The sequence below is a fragment of the Caldifarcimen microaerophilum genome (assembly GCF_055387105.1).
In genome coordinates this window covers 569740-584339 of record NZ_AP038914.1, presented here as the reverse complement: position 1 = coordinate 584339, position 14600 = coordinate 569740, and the positions used below count along the sequence as shown (strand labels likewise).

The 14600-nt window shown below is 61.4% G+C and carries 14 protein-coding genes; 3 read left to right on the top strand and 11 right to left on the bottom strand.

Features of this window, described 5'->3' with window-relative positions:
- Positions 1–10: 10 nt before the first annotated feature.
- The 3 genes from AC6HU3_RS02730 to AC6HU3_RS02720 are packed head-to-tail and all read left to right on the top strand — an operon-like array spanning position 11 to position 4688.
- Complete coding sequence (locus tag AC6HU3_RS02730) at positions 11–3595, top strand: pilus assembly protein (RefSeq protein ID WP_497474445.1); 3585 nt, start codon at positions 11–13, stop codon at positions 3593–3595.
- An 11-nt stretch (positions 3596–3606) separates the two neighbouring features.
- Entirely contained in the window at positions 3607–4137 is a 531-nt protein-coding gene (locus AC6HU3_RS02725; protein WP_497474443.1) for a hypothetical protein, read from the top strand.
- On the top strand, positions 4134–4688 hold the full coding sequence (locus tag AC6HU3_RS02720; protein ID WP_497474441.1) for a hypothetical protein: 555 nt from the start codon (positions 4134–4136) through the stop codon (positions 4686–4688). Before AC6HU3_RS02725 ends, AC6HU3_RS02720 begins: the two co-directional genes overlap by 4 nt.
- Before the next feature lie 19 nt (positions 4689–4707).
- Here the strand turns inward: AC6HU3_RS02720 and AC6HU3_RS02715 are convergent, their stop codons facing one another.
- Genes AC6HU3_RS02715 through nusA form a run of 11 tightly spaced genes read right to left on the bottom strand, consistent with a single transcriptional unit; the run spans position 4708 to position 14586 of the window.
- Positions 4708–6588 carry a transglutaminase TgpA family protein gene (locus tag AC6HU3_RS02715; RefSeq protein ID WP_497474439.1) on the bottom strand — a complete coding sequence of 627 codons (1881 nt, stop codon included), beginning with the start codon at positions 6586–6588 and terminating at the stop codon, positions 4708–4710.
- 32 nt (positions 6589–6620) lie between these two features.
- Positions 6621–7208: a nicotinate (nicotinamide) nucleotide adenylyltransferase gene (gene nadD, locus AC6HU3_RS02710; RefSeq protein ID WP_497474437.1), complete on the bottom strand. Its 588-nt coding sequence runs from the start codon at positions 7206–7208 to the stop codon at positions 6621–6623.
- Positions 7205–7696, bottom strand: coding sequence for a CvpA family protein (locus tag AC6HU3_RS02705; protein WP_497474435.1), 492 nt, complete (start codon positions 7694–7696; stop codon positions 7205–7207). Before AC6HU3_RS02705 ends, nadD begins: the two co-directional genes overlap by 4 nt.
- Complete coding sequence (locus tag AC6HU3_RS02700; RefSeq protein ID WP_497474433.1) at positions 7668–8117, bottom strand: acyl-CoA thioesterase; 450 nt, start codon at positions 8115–8117, stop codon at positions 7668–7670. The genes AC6HU3_RS02705 and AC6HU3_RS02700 overlap by 29 nt, the downstream gene beginning before the upstream one ends.
- Entirely contained in the window at positions 8092–8520 is a 429-nt protein-coding gene (locus AC6HU3_RS02695) for a LytR C-terminal domain-containing protein (protein ID WP_497474431.1), read from the bottom strand. The genes AC6HU3_RS02700 and AC6HU3_RS02695 overlap by 26 nt, the downstream gene beginning before the upstream one ends.
- A gap of 2 nt (positions 8521–8522) precedes the next feature.
- Positions 8523–8858 (bottom strand): V-type ATP synthase subunit F, encoded by a 336-nt coding sequence (locus tag AC6HU3_RS02690; RefSeq protein WP_497474430.1) that lies wholly within the window; start codon positions 8856–8858, stop codon positions 8523–8525.
- Positions 8848–10617, bottom strand: coding sequence for a phosphoenolpyruvate--protein phosphotransferase (gene ptsP / locus AC6HU3_RS02685; RefSeq protein WP_497474429.1), 1770 nt, complete (start codon positions 10615–10617; stop codon positions 8848–8850). Before ptsP ends, AC6HU3_RS02690 begins: the two co-directional genes overlap by 11 nt.
- A gap of 1 nt (position 10618) precedes the next feature.
- Positions 10619–10900 (bottom strand): HPr family phosphocarrier protein, encoded by a 282-nt coding sequence (locus AC6HU3_RS02680; RefSeq protein WP_497474427.1) that lies wholly within the window; start codon positions 10898–10900, stop codon positions 10619–10621.
- Entirely contained in the window at positions 10897–11178 is a 282-nt protein-coding gene (locus AC6HU3_RS02675) for a DUF503 domain-containing protein (protein ID WP_497474425.1), read from the bottom strand. The genes AC6HU3_RS02680 and AC6HU3_RS02675 overlap by 4 nt, the downstream gene beginning before the upstream one ends.
- A complete protein-coding gene (gene infB, locus AC6HU3_RS02670) occupies positions 11175–13289 on the bottom strand; it encodes a translation initiation factor IF-2 (protein ID WP_497474424.1) in 2115 nt (704 codons plus the stop codon). Before infB ends, AC6HU3_RS02675 begins: the two co-directional genes overlap by 4 nt.
- The gene (gene nusA / locus AC6HU3_RS02665; protein ID WP_497474423.1) at positions 13282–14586 is read right to left on the bottom strand and encodes a transcription termination factor NusA; all 1305 of its coding nucleotides are present in this window, start codon (positions 14584–14586) and stop codon (positions 13282–13284) included. Before nusA ends, infB begins: the two co-directional genes overlap by 8 nt.
- Between the last annotated feature and the right edge of the window lie 14 nt (positions 14587–14600).

Genomic DNA, 14600 nt, shown 5'->3' with positions numbered 1-14600 from the left:
GAGGTTTGTCATGAGATGGCGGTGGATGGTGTGGGGACTGGTGGCAGGGCTTCCGGGCATGGTCCATGCCCAGGCCCGGTGTCAGCTGCCGCCCCTTTCGGGGACGGCGGTTCCGCCCAACGTGCTCATCGTGTTTGACAAATCGGGAAGCATGGGCTGGCGGGCCTACTGGAAGCTGGATCCCGACGGGAGCGGTCCTCTTGGACAGGGCGATTACGACCCCGGCTACGATTATTACGGAAACTTCAACTCCAACAAGCTGTATGAGTACCGAAGTGGAGTGTGGCGGCCTGTAGGCCCTGACCCCTATCGAAATGTGATTGATATTTCCGACAAAAATCACCCTGTGATGTCGGGAAACCTCCTGAACTGGGCGCTGATGTCTCGGATGGATGTCTTGAAAAAGGTGCTCACGGGCGGTGAGGGAACCCCAACGGGACAAATCCTTAAAAACCGGATCGTGTCCAGGGGATACACACCAGGTTGGCGATACTGTTACTGGTATGGAGGGAACTGTGCGACGGTCCGTGCGAGAAACGGAAAGTGGTTTGATTTCGACCGATCCGGACTAAAACCGAACTTCACTCTTTACGTTTGGGAAAAAGGGGACTGGAATAAAGTGGGGAACTATTCCGCGACGGTGGATGTCTCGTCGGAGCCGGTTGCAAGCCGCATCGGGATTTTTCGGCAACTTTCAGACAAGGATCTGGATGGACGGTGGGACCCTGGCAGTCCCCGGTGGGGGGTGTTTGCTTTTGACCGGGATCCTCAAAGGGTGGTCTATGAGCCCTTTGAAGTGGAATTTGATCCGGACATCAAGCGTCTGTACGATGCGATTAACGGGATTTATGCCAAAGGAGGCACCGGCGTGGCCGATGCCCTCCTGGCTGCCTACCATTACCTTGCCTGGAAACGGGACACCCACTGGAACAGTTTTGGCATGGGGGGCGGAGCCGGTGGAACCAAAGATCCATGGAAGGACTGGCGCACCGGGGTGGAGATGTCTTGCCGGCAGTCTTTTGTGCTCATCATCGGGGACGGGGAATCCAACAGCGACGATTATCTGGTGGATTCCGGACATTTTCCGGGATATGACCGCCGGGATTATGACCGGGACGGGAATCGGGGGGATACGAACCCTTACTGGTGGGGATGCTGTGCGGATTGTGACGGGTGTGATGACATCGCGGACGATTACGCCTGTTACATGAACGACTGCAGGGGACGGGGAGTGGACGTGCGATCGGATATCCCCGGAACCCAGCTTGTGAAGACCTATGGGGTGTTCACCTTCGGGCATCCGCGGGGCTACCAGCTCTTCAGCGACATCGCCAAAAACGGGGATGGGGAAGCCTATTACGCCCAGTCCGGAAAGGACATTGAGAACGCCATCCGCAACGCCCTCCTGTCCATCATCGCCCGGGCCCAGTCCGGGACGGCCGTCGGCGTGGTGTCCACCGGGTCCAAGGGTGAAGGAACCACGGCCATGGCCTTCTATTTCGCCCGCCATCCCATCCGGGGAGGCTCGGCCACCTGGATCGGGGACATCCGGGGATTCTGGATCGATCCCTGGGGGAACCTCCGGGGCGACCTGAACCGGAACCGCCAGCTGGATCTGGATCAGGATCCCATTCTGCGGATGCAGCCGCCCGCAAGCGGAAATCTGTATCCCACGGTAGAGATGTACAGCGACGGCAACGCCGATGGAAATCCGGATGGCCTTCTGGGGATCACCACCACGCAGGACACGTCCTTCATGCTCTGGTCGGGAGGCTGGCGTCTCCAGAAGCGGGAGCCCGATGACCGCAACATCTGGATCAACACGACATCCCTCTCGGCTGCTCTTCTTGAGTTCAACCCCGGCGATCCCGCGGTGGTGGCGATCCTTTCCGCGAGATGGGGCCTCCCTGCAGACATGGTGCGGGACTACATGGAATACATCCGGGGGCTGGACCAGGCTGGGCTTCGCAACCGAAAGCTGGATCTTTCCTGGGACGATGAGGAAACCTGGAAGCTGGGGGACATCGTGTATGGCACGCCCACGTATGTGGGGACGCCGGCGGAGAACTATCACATCCTGTATGGGGACGCCACCTATGCCGAATTTTACGAAACCCACAAGAATCGTCGGGGGACCTTTTATGTGGGGGCAAACGACGGGATGCTCCATGCCTTCAACGCCGGGCGCTATGTGTCCCTTGCCGGTGGCGGGAACACGGTCGGGCGTCTCCTGGACGGAGGCACTCCCCTCGGGGAGGAACTGTGGGCCCTCATTCCCAACGCGGCCATCGGAGGCCTGAAGGACTATCCCACCCGAGATTACTGTCACTATTACTTTGTGGACCTCAAGGGGAAGGCCACGGACGTTCGGATTTTCAGCCCCGATCCGAGTCATCCTCAGGGGTGGGGGACCCTCCTGATCCAGGGGATGCGCCTGGGGTGCGGTGCGGACAGCCGGTCCAGCTATATGTTTCTGGACGTCACGAATCCCGGTGTGTCCCGTCCCGCCCTTCTCTATGAATTCTCCGATCCGGATCTCGGATTCAGCACGCCCTATCCGGCGGCGGCCAAGGTGCAGGATCAGTGGTTTGCCCTGCTGGGTTCGGGACCGGACAGCCTGGACGGGTGGACCTCGCCCTCCAAAAACGCCTATTTCTATGTGGTGGACCTGAACTCCCTCACCGGTCCATCTCCGGTGGTCTATAAGTTCCGGGTTGCGGATTATCTCCCGGGGGTGGGGGATCGGAACGCCTATCTCGGAGATCCGGTGGCGGTGGATGTGGATCTGAACTATCACGTGGACGTGATCTATTTCCCTGTGATTGAGGGCGACCGCGCCTATCTCGTGCGGGTGAACACCTTTGAGGACCCCAATCCCAACGCCTGGACGTTCACCCGGGTGATGGATCTCCCCAGACCCCAGGTGGCGGCAGTGAACGTGAGCCTTCGCCAGAAAGGCGGGCAGCTCTGGGTGTTTGGGGGCACGGGCCGGTTCTTCAACATCCAGCAGGCCGACACGAACGCCATGGAGTACTTTTACGGCATCCTGGATCCCTGGACGTCCACGGGAGGCGGGCCCCTGGTGAACTTCACCAGTCTTCTCGACGTGACGGGGGCTCAGACGATTGTGGACACCACGACGGGGGATGCCACCATCCGTCTGGGTGGGCCGAACTTCTCTCCGGAGTCTCTTCTTGCCCGGGTGGTGGCCCAGGGCGGATGGCGGGTGACCATGCCCGCCCACAAGGTCCTGGCCATGCCCCTGGTGTTTGCAGGGGTGGTGTATTTCACCACCTTCAACCTGAACCGGGTGACCCCCTGTGAGGCGGGCGGGACGTCCTATCTCTGGGCCCTCCAGTCGGAACTCGGGAGTCCCACCACCGAGGCGGTGCTCGGCGTCGGACCGGGCGACAAGGCGGTGGGCATGATCCGTGTGGGATCGGGCCTTGCCTCTGCCCCGGTTCTCCACGTCGGTGAGAACTCCCAGTCCGTGATCGTTCAGACGGGTGAAGGCGTTATTTCCGTCACCCGGGAGCGTGGTGACCGAAGGCTTGAATCCCGGATTGGCCACCTCCGGCCGATGCCGGCACAATAGGGAGGAAAACCATGCGTGGATGGATGATCCTTCTCGGATGTTTGGGGATGGCGACTGCGGGGGTGGCGCAGGGCGTGGATGAGGCCACGCTGGAGGCCCGGATGGAAGCCTTTCAGGAGGCCTTCGCCCCCATGGCCCGTCAGTGGGAGGCCCTGACCTCGCGGGGCAGACTTTCGTGGAGTGCCGGGTTCTTTGAGAAACTGGGGGGTGATGAAATCGTGGTGTTCCAGGCACCTCTGATGGAACTCGCAGAGCGGGCTCATAAAGGGGAAAACTTCACAGAGCGTCCGCAGTGGAAGGGTGAAACCCCTCCTCCGGTCTATGCTTTTCCCCTTGCTCCGAATGCGGTGTTTCTCACGCCGGATGGACAGATTCTTCCCCGAGAAAACCTGAAACTCCCCCGGAACCAGATTCTCGCCCTCGGACTGAATCCGGAGACGGGGGAAGTGGTGGAGGTGGTGGTGTTGAACCCGCCCGCTCTCCAGCAGCTTGGACAAACGTACGTCTCCAGATTGCAAGAGAAGTTTCAGGCACAGGAATGAACGTCATCGGGGTGCTGTTTCTCCTGGCACAATCCCCGGTGGCGGGGGTGGTTCTGGAGCCTTTTCCGGTGCGCACGGGCACGAAGGAGCTCCAGGCCACCCTCCGCCTCCGGCAGGAGGGCCGGCTCTATTGGGCCCTTTTCCGGGGAAGCCAGATGGTGGCCTCCAGCACCACACCGGACCTCACCGCCCGGTTTGACCCTCCCCTCAAAGCGGGCGAAAGCGTCTATTTCACGGTGCGGGTGGATCTCCCCGATGGGAAGTCTCTGGAGGATGTGGTGCGGGTGGACGTCCTGAACGCCCCGCCGGAATTCAAAGGAGCGGACGTGGAGGCCACCGCCACCGACGTGGAGATTCGTCCCCACTTTGAGGATCCGGAAGGGGATTCCCTCACCTTCAGGGTGCTGAAGCCCGAAGGATTCCGGGTGGAGGGAGGCGTGGTCCGGGGCAAACTTCCGGAAACGCTCCCGTTCACCGTGGAACTGGAAGTTTCGGACGGCACGAACACCATCCGGGTGAGCATTCCGATAGAAAAGGCGCAGGAAGGGTAGGGCCTGTCTGGGCCTCTCGTCAGCCTGCCTGTTCGTGCTGCTCCAAAAAGGTGCGGGTGTGGCGGATGCGGGAGAGGAGAAGGGCCCGGGGGGTTTTTCTCTTCCCGAACCGATAGGCGTAGTAGTCTTCCACCAGTTCTGTGAAGGGGGAGAGATTCACCCGGGACGCCAGGTCCCGGAGCCCTTCACCGGGTGAACGGGTGTAGCCTTTCCGGGACAGGATCTCCAGAAGGGCCTCCATCTCCCGGACCACGGGATCCCGATCCTCCTTTTTGCGGAGGAGAAAAAGGAGGGCGAGAAAAAGAGACAGGTAAAACGCGGCAAATCCCCCTTTGCGCAGCCACGTCCGCACGCCCTCCATACCGGAAAACACAAGCCGCATCTGGTCTTCCCGGGAATACTGCACCACCCGCCGGGCCCACAGAAGCCGGAGGTAGTCCCACCACGCCGCAAACCCCGAAAGTTCCGCCTCTTCGGCGGTGAAACGAACGGGAGGGGTGGGGTCCAACATCACCCACCCTTCTCCGGGAATCCAGGCCTCCACCCACGTGTGGGCGTCCTGCTGGCGGAACATCCAGTAGCCCCCTTCCCCGTTCCACATCCCGCCGGCCAGCCCCCCGATCACCCGGGCAGGAATGCCCGCCTTCCGGAGCATTAGGGCCATGGCGGCGGCAAAGTATTCACAATAGCCCGTCCGTGCCCGCATGAACGCTTCCAGAGGGTGTCCGGCGGTCCGTGGAGGATTCAGCGAATACTGAAAACTCCAGAATTTTTTCTGGATGCGATCCGCGAGACGCCGGGGATCCGTTTCGCCCTGAGCCCACGCCGTGAGGCTGTCCCAGAGAAGGGAGGGCACATCGGGAGGGATACGGAGATGGATCCGTCGCGGAGGGTCCACATAGGGCACGGTCCGCCGCAACACCTCAAACCGGTGACGGAGTCCCCGGGCGGGAGGTTCCAGCCAGACCGTTCCGTTTTCCTGAAAATACCACCGGGAAGGGGGAGGCCCTCCATCCAGGTGTGCGGTTCCGTTCACCACCGGGAGATAAGAGATGCGCAGAGGCTCCACCACCACTTCAAAGCGCTCGGATGTCCCGCCCGGTGCCAGGCGGGGAGAATGGGGAAGCATCCGCCGGGGAAACCAGTGGCGGCCGTCCGTTTCGGCGTATTCCACGAGGCGAAGATAGAGACTCCGGGATGTTCGGGAGAGCGGGACCACCCGGGCCACGGGTGTGGGGTCCTGAAGAAGGGGGGAAAGCCCCCCGAAGTCCAAGGTGTCCGTGATCCCCACCGCCTGATCCGATGTGCGGAGCACCGGGGCAAAGAGGGGCAGGGCACTCCGGGGGAGAAACACGAAGAAGAACACCGACAGGAAGAGTGTGGCGAGTTCATACGGGAGCAGGCTGGCAAGCAGAGCCCGGATCTCCCGCATCCGGAGGGGCACGTCCCCCAGTTCGGCATACACATAGGTCAGGCTTGCGGTGAGGATGGAAAGCGCGAGAAACACCACGAACACCACGCCAAAGATGGGGTCGGGATACAGCACACCGCCTGCAGCCAGTACCGCCACAGCCAGAATCAGGATCTGGAAGGCGTCCCGAACGGCTTTGGGGGTGAGATACCGGACGGTGAGAAGCCACAGCAAAAACAGATAAATCCGGTCAAAGATGGTCCCGGGTCCCACGAAGAAAATGCCCAGGGAAAGGGCATAGGCCAGCACCGTGGCGGCGGTCCCCTGGATCAGGGCGCCCCGGCGCCATTCCAGAAGGAGATGGGCAAGCCAGATCCAGAGGAAGAAAAAGGCGGACACCTCCAGACCCAGGAGCACCGGGACGACCGCCACGCCTCCGGCGGCATACAGCCCCAGGAGCATGGCCCTGTAGGTGGTGAGGCGATTCACACGATCCTCCGCGAATCCAGAGATGGTCCCCTTCAGGCGGGAGAGGGTTCCCGATAGAGGTTTCGCTCCAGGAGATACCGGTAGGCGGGTTCGGGGACGAGATACCGGAAGGGCCGTCCCTCCCGGATTCGTTTGCGGATTTCCGACGAAGAAACCTCTACCTCCCGACGGCCGATGAACCGGACCCGGCTCAGGGCTTCCGGCACGACCTCCACTTCATAGAAGGGGCGCTTCAGCACCACCACCTGCACCATCTGGAGAAGTTCTTCGTAGCGATACCAGCTGTGGATGTTCCGAAATTCGTCCGAACCCATCAGGAAAAACACTTCGTCCGCCCGGAGTTCGGGAAGGAGGCGGCGGAGAACCTCCACGGTGTAGCTTTTGGGAAGGTTGAGCCGGCGTTCCGCGTCCAGGACGTCCAGGAGGGGATCGTCCTCCACGGAACGCTGCACCATGGTGTATCGATCTTCAAAGGGGGCAAAAGCGGGTTTGTGGGGAGGGTTGTGAGAGGGGAGAAAGAAGAGCCGGTCCACCCCGAGAAACTCGGCCGCGTCCTGGGCCACGATGAGATGACCGATGTGGACGGGATCAAACCGCCCGCCGAAAAGGGCGACCTTCATGGCCCCCACGCCAGACGTTTTCCGATCTGGACGGCCACGTGGAGGAGGGGCACGAGGTGTTTCAGGACGTGGGTCTGGGCCACGATCCGAGCACCGGGAGGGGTGGCCTGCAGGACAGCCCCCACCCCGCCCGCAATCAGCAAGCCCTCGACCGCACCGAGCATGAGTCCCAGAAGCCGGTCAAACAGCCCCACGCCCGTCCACTGGAGGAGCCGGGCCGCCACCTCCGCCAGCACCCTCAGGGCACCCACAAGGAGGAGAAAGATCACCGGATAGACCAGGAGATGGGCTCCTTTGCTGGCCCCGAAGAGTTTGTACACGAGAGGGCGAACCCCCGGAGCCAGGGCCACGGTCAGGGCCACACCCACCGGGATGCCCAGAATCATCACGATTTCCCGGATGGCGCCCCGATAGAATCCCCGGATGAGGAAGAGGAGAAAGACCGCAAGGACTCCCAGATCAAGCCAGGTCGGAAGGGGTGCGTTCACCATAGACCTCCAGAAGTTCCCGCATCCAGTCCGGAAGGGGTGCGCTCTGGCCGTTTTCCAGATACACCTGGACGGTGCGGGCCCGGGCCACCTCCTCCATGGCGGTGTTGCGGAGAACATAGGTGAAATCAAAGCTCTTCGTGCCTACCCGGGACACCCACAGATCAATCCACACCCGGTCGCCCAGGAAGAGAGGGGCGCGGTAGTCAATCTCCGCGCGGGCCACCACAAAGGGGAACCGGTCGGGCGTCACACCGGGATAGAGGCTGGCCAGATGGTCCCAGAACCGGACGCGGGCTTCTTCCAGATAGGTGAGATAGGTGGCGTTGTTCACGTGCCCCATGGCATCCAGGTCCCGGAAGCGCACCACCAGCGAGGTTCGGAACACCGCCATGTCAATACTGAAGAGAAACGGATTCAAGCCCAGGGAAACACCGGGATGCGTCCTTTCCAAGAACGATCACCACATCCACCACCCGAACGGGGTCTTCTTTGTGCTCCACCGGTGGATGGCAGGGGAGGGCGCGGGAGAGGCGCTCGGCCTTGTCCGGGTCGGAGGTGACGGCAAGGATAAAGGTGGTCTGGACGGTGTCTTCGGGGGCGTTGCCGTAATACCACACGTCCACCCCCCGTTCCCGGAGCCACAGGGTGGTTCGCCAGGCAAGCCGGGGCTCCCGGGTGCCGTTCAGGACTTCCGCCGTGAGGGCCGGGATGCCCGCGCGGGGACGGGTGATCCAGAATCCACCCACCCCCAGGATCAGGATCAGAAGCCCCAGGAGGATCCACTGAGACAGTCGGCCGGTTGTTCCACCAGGGAAGCCCATGGTCAGGCGGAGTGTTTCTGAAGGCGAATGGAATAACCCACCGCGTCCTTGATGAGTTTTTCCACATAGGCTTCCACGTTCCGCTCCCCCGCTTCTTCCGGAGAGATCACCAGAAACAGGGGAATCACGCTGTCCAGAACCCGGCTTTTGAGGCGGGAATCCAGCGATTCATAGAGCTTCTCGTGGAGAAGCACCACGCCCACATCGCCGGCCCGGAGGAGGTCCCGGATCACCCGCCGGGTCTCATCCGGCTCGGACACGGCAACGGAAGAAATGCCCGCAAGCTCAAAACCGAACGCGAGTTTCTGGGGCATCACGGCCAGCACTTTATATTCCATACGATTCCTCCTGGTTGAGAAGGACAAGGTCGGCCATCTCGGGAAGGTGTTCCCGATAGAAGGCCCGGATGAGCTCCCGGACTTCCCGGAGGGTTTCGGCCTGGAGGGCCCGGTCCAGGAGCTTCCGGGTGGCTTCTCCGTTCAGGGCATGGATGATGCCTTTGGCGTCCAGATAGACGGAGGGACTCATGGAAAGTTCCTCCACCCGCAGGGCGATAAGGAGAGGCAGGGCTTCAAGGTCCGAGGCCATTTCCCCACAAATCCCGATCCACACCCCGGCTTTCTGCGCTCGTTTCACGGTGAACCACAGGAGGCGGAGGACGGCGGGATGGAGGTGGTGGAATTCCGACTGCAGGAGGGGATGGGTCCGGTCAATGGCCAGAACGTACTGGGTGAGATCGTTGGTTCCGATGGAAAAAAAGGATACGTGGTGGGCAAAAACTTCGGCCATCAGCGCGGCGGCGGGCGTTTCCACCATCATGCCGAGCTGGGGAAGATCCTTTTCCGAAAGCCCCTCCTCACGGCCGATCTGAAAGAGGATTTCTTTCACCTGAAGGACTTCTTCCAGGGACGTCACCATGGGGATCATGATCCGGAGGTTGTGGGTATCCCGGTGCACCCGGAGAATGGCACGGATCTGGGTGTGAAGGAGCTCCGGCGCCCTGAGCAGCACCCTCACCCCCCGGAGGCCCAGAAAGGGATTGGTCTCCTGGGGGAGATCCAGCACTTTGTCCCCCCCCAGATCAAACAGACGCACCGTCACGGGGTGAGGGGCCATATCTTCAGCCACTTTACGATAGAAGGCTTCCTGCTCATCCACCCCCTGATGGGTGTGGAAAAGCATCTCGGTCCGGAGCAGCCCCACACCCCGAATGCCGAGTTGTTTGAGAAGGGGAATCTCTTCCGGAAGTTCCACGTTGGCCAGAAGGTGGATCACCAGCCCGTCCCGGGTGGAGGTTTCCACCTCCCGGAGGGCAAGGAGTTCGGCTTCCCGATTTGCCCAGGCCTGGAGGATTTGCCGATACTGGCTGCGAGTTTGAGGGGATGGCCAGAGAATCACCAGACCCCGGCGGGTGTCCAGGATGGCCGGGGTTCCGGTCACATTTTCCTCCGGAAAATCCTCGGTTTGAATGAGCAGGGGAAGGCGAAAGTCCCGAAGGAGAAGAACGGGATGGGAGGTTTTCCCCCCTCGTGTCAGGATGACGCCTTTGAATCCGTTGCGCACGATCTCAATGGCTTCCTGGACACTCAGATGATCGCTCACCAGGATGTCCCCATCTTCGGGAGTCAGGCGATGGGGAAGACCGCTCCGGGCTTCCTGGGAAAGCACCCGGGCCAGGGCGTGGAGTTCCCGGGCCCGGTCCTGGAACACCGGAAATTCCGCCTGTTCCATGGGGCGCGCGAACTCCTCCAGGGTCATGGCAATGGCGCGCTCGGCGGGATATCCGGCCTCAATGAGCCGCAGAACCCGGGAGCGAAAGTTCTGGTCCCGGAGAACCTGTTCTTCAAACACCAGAAATCCCCGGAGTTCAGGGGACAGGTAGCGCTGGGATTGCTGGATTTTTTCAAGCACCCGCTCCACCGCGGAAAGGAAACGCTCTTTTTCCTCTTCGGGATCGAGGGCTGTTGCGGGGTGACTTCCTCCGCTCTCCAGCCGGATGTCCAGGAGGGTTCCCTCCACGATCCCGCTGGAGACGGGAATCCCACGGATCACCCGTTCACGGGGTGTCGTTTCGGTGGGAGAGTGTTCCCGTGCCATTTCATTCCTCTCCGAACCCGGACTCCACGAGACGCACAATGGCGTCCACTGCCTCCTGAGCATCCTCACCTTCCGCCCGAACGGTGATGACCGATCCCTGGGCGGCAACCAGCATCATGAGTCCCAGAATGCTCCGGGCTTCCACCTCCACACCGTCCTTTTCAATCACGATACGAGCACGAAACTTGCCCGCTTCCTGGGCAAGAAGCTGGGCCGGACGGGCATGAATCCCCAGCCGGTTGGGGATTACCACTTTCTTTTCCACGATGCGCGTTGATTTCATCGGAACTCCATCCGGTGTGCCGTGATTTCAAACCGTGCGTCCTGATCCAGAAACTCAAGGATTTCCTGAAGTATGCGGGAGACATAGGCTCCGTCCTTTCCCACCACCGCAAAGGCGAAGGTGCTGCGCTGCCAGAGGTCCTGACCGTCCACCTCCGCCACGGACACGTTGAACCGGCCTGCAAGCCGGTCTTTGAGGCTCCGAAGGATTTTGCGCTTCTCCTTCAGAGAGGACGCGTCGAAGAGGAGCAATTCCACCTCAAGCACGCCCACGATCATACGGGGATTTCCTCAAGGGTGAAGAATTCCAGCACATCCCCTTCCTTGACTTTCTGGAAGTTTTTGAGGCGGATTCCGCACTCCATCCCGGCCGGAACTTCCTGAACGTCCTCCTGGAAGTGTTTAAGGGAGGCGATTTCCCCCGTGTGGATCACCGCACCGTCCCGGAGAACCCGCACGTTCGCATCCCGCCGGGCCCGCCCTTCCAGCACCAGGCATCCTGCAACCGTACCCACCTTGAGCTTGAAGACCTTGCGGACCTCCGCCCGTCCGAGGACCACCTCCCGGAACTGGGGCTCCACATAGGATCGGATCACCCGTTCCACATGCTGGAGAAGTTCGTAGATCACCCGGAACTGGGCGATTTCCACGTCTTTCTCCTCGGCGAGCTTCCGGGCGTTACTGTCGGGGCGGGTGTGGAAGGCGATGATATGCCCCCCGCTTGCATCCGCCAGCTCCACATCGGCTTCGGTGACCATGCCCACGCCGGAGTGAATGAGCACCGGACGGATTCCCTGCACCTCGATGCGGGACAGGGCGTCGGCAATGGCTTCCACGGAACCCAGGGCATCGGCTTTCAGGATGAAGGGAATCTCCCGGATTTCCCCCTTCTGGATCATCTCCTGAACCCGCTTGATCCGCAGGGTGCGCTCGCCCCGGAGCAACTGCTCCCGCTTCAGCGTTGAGCGCTCTTCGGCGACGGAACGGGCGACTTTTTCATCTTCCACCACTTCCAGCCGATCCCCGGTGTGGGGGAGGTCGCTGAACCCCTGCACCAGCACGGGGGTGGCCGGTCCGGCTTCTTTCACCCGTTTGCCATGTTCATCGTACATCGCCCGGACCCGGCCCCACGTCGTGCCACACACAAAGACGTCCCGAACGTGGAGACGCCCCCGCTGCACCAGCACGGTGGCCACGGGACCCATGCCCCGATCCAGCCGGGCTTCCAGCACCGTTCCGGCTGCCGGACCTTCCGGGATGGCCCGGAGGTTCAGTTCTTCGGCTTTGAGGAGCAGGGCTTCCAGGAGGGTGTCCACGTTCATCCCGGTCTTGGCGGAAATTTCCACCATGATGGTGTCGCCGCCCCACTCCTCCGGAATCAGCCCGTGCTGGGAAAGTTCCCGTTTCACCCGATCCGGATTGGCCTCCGGAAGGTCCATTTTGTTGATGGCCACGATGATGGGCACACCTGCCGCTTTCGCGTGGTTGATGGCTTCCACCGTCTGGGGTTTCACCCCTTCGTTGGCGGCCACCACAAGCACAACGATGTCCGTGACCTGGGCCCCCCGGGCCCGCATGGCGGTGAAGGCTTCGTGTCCCGGTGTGTCAATGAAGGTGATCCACCGATCTCCCACCGGCACCCGGTAGGCGCCGATGTGCTGGGTGATTCCCCCGGCTTCCTGGGCGGCCACCGAGGATTTGCGCAGATAGTCCAGCAGGGTGGTTTTTCCATGGTCCACGTGACCCATCACCGTGACCACAGGGGGACGGGGCTCCCCTTCCTCTTCCCCTTCCACCGTCTCAGGACGAGGGGCAGACGTTTCTTCGCGCTCCGTCACCACTTCAAAGCCATAGCTTTCGGCCAGGAGCTGGACCAGGTCTTCCGTGAGGGTCTGGTTGATGGAGGTGGGGACCCCCAGTTCGAGGGTTTTTTTCACGAGTTCCACGGGCTCCACCCCCATCATGTGGGCGAGTTCCTGGAGGGTGATCTGCCCGGGAATCACAAGTTGCTTTTTCTCTTCTTTCGTTGCCGGAGGTTCCTGGGTGCGGGCTTTCTGGGGAGGACGACGGCGGGGTTTTCGGGTCGGGCGTTCGCGCTCCTGGGGTTGAGCCGGCTGGGCTTCCCGGGATTTTTCCCGTGACGGCTCCTCCTGTCCCCAGATTTTCTTCCGCTGCACCAGGGATTCTTTCGCTTCTTTCCGGGTCTGGGCAATTTTCTCCCGGACCGCTTCCTCCATTTCTTCCGTGATCACCGACTGGTGGGAGCGGACCCGGTAGCCCATCTCCCGGAGAAGGTCCATCACCGCGCTGGGTGAGAGGGAGACCTCTTTGGCGAGGTCCCGGACACGTTTCCCTTTGGGGGAGGTGGGTTTGGGTTTTTTCTCAGGCATGGGTCACCCTTTCTCTCAGTTTGTGCTCAATCTCGTCCAGAATCCGCATGGCCGTGTCCTCATCCAGCCCGAGCCGGTGCATTTCTGCGAGGGAGGGAACCTCGGTGAACACGTATTTCCGGGCTGTCCGGAAGATGCGCTGAACGGATTCCGGGAGGTCCAGGTCATAGATGGAAATCCCGTTGGGGGGCGGTGGAACCTTGGAAAACTCCACCACCTCAATCCGGCGTCCCACCAGATCGGAGGCGAGGATCACGTTGATCCCTTCTTTCCCTTTGGCTTCGGAGATCTCTTCGTCCCGCACACCCACCAGGATATATTCGTTGCCTTCTTCGTCGGTGGTGAGATAGGCGATCAGGGGATCGGTGGGCGAAAGGGCCAGAGCAGCGAATTCCACGGGATCCGGGGAATAACGGACCACGTCAATCCGCTCCCCCTGGAGTTCCCGCTGGATGGGCAGAAGACGGGTTCCCCGATGGCCGACCACGATGCCTACGGGATCCAGCCGGGGATCCGAACTCCACACCGCCACCTTCGCCCGCACCCCCGGACGGCGGGCCACCGCTTTGATCTCCACCTTCCCTTCCGCGACCTCCGGAATGTCCATTTCCAGGAGCCCCCGGAGAAAGTCGGGATGGGTTCGGGACAGAATGATCTGCGGCTGATTGCGGCGCTCTTCGTCCACCCGGAGGACCATCACCCGGAGGGTGTCACCCGGGCGATAGCGCTCACCGGGGATCATCTCCCGGTTTGGAAGGAACCCTTCCACCTTGTCAATGCTCACAAAGAGTCCGTTCTTATCCACCTTCTGAACTTTCCCCCGGCGGATGCTCTTCACCTGGAGCTTAAATTCCTTCACGATCTGACGGCGTTCCTCATCCACAATGGTGTCTTTGAACCGGTGCTGGAGCCGTTTGATGGCCGAGCGGGGAATCTGCTCCAGAGAAACTTCTTCCCAGATGCTTTCCCCGATCACCGGTTCGTGGCCCAGTTTCCGGCGGGCTTCCATCACCGAGATCTCGAAGTGAGGATTGGTCACCCGCTCCACCACCGTTCGCCGAACCCGGATGTCCAGATCCCCCGTCTGGGGGTTGAGGCGGACCCGAACAAAGGGATGCTCCATCTTGCACTTGTTTTCTTTCCACTTCCGGGTTTCTTCCGTTTCCGGAGCCCGCCAGGTTTTGGCCAGGATGTCTGTGAGAAGGCATTCCAGTGTCTCCACCACAAACTCCCGGCTGATTCCCCGGCGTTCCCGGGTGATGGACTCAATGAAATCCAGAATAAACGCGTTGGCCATGCTCCCACCTCCCA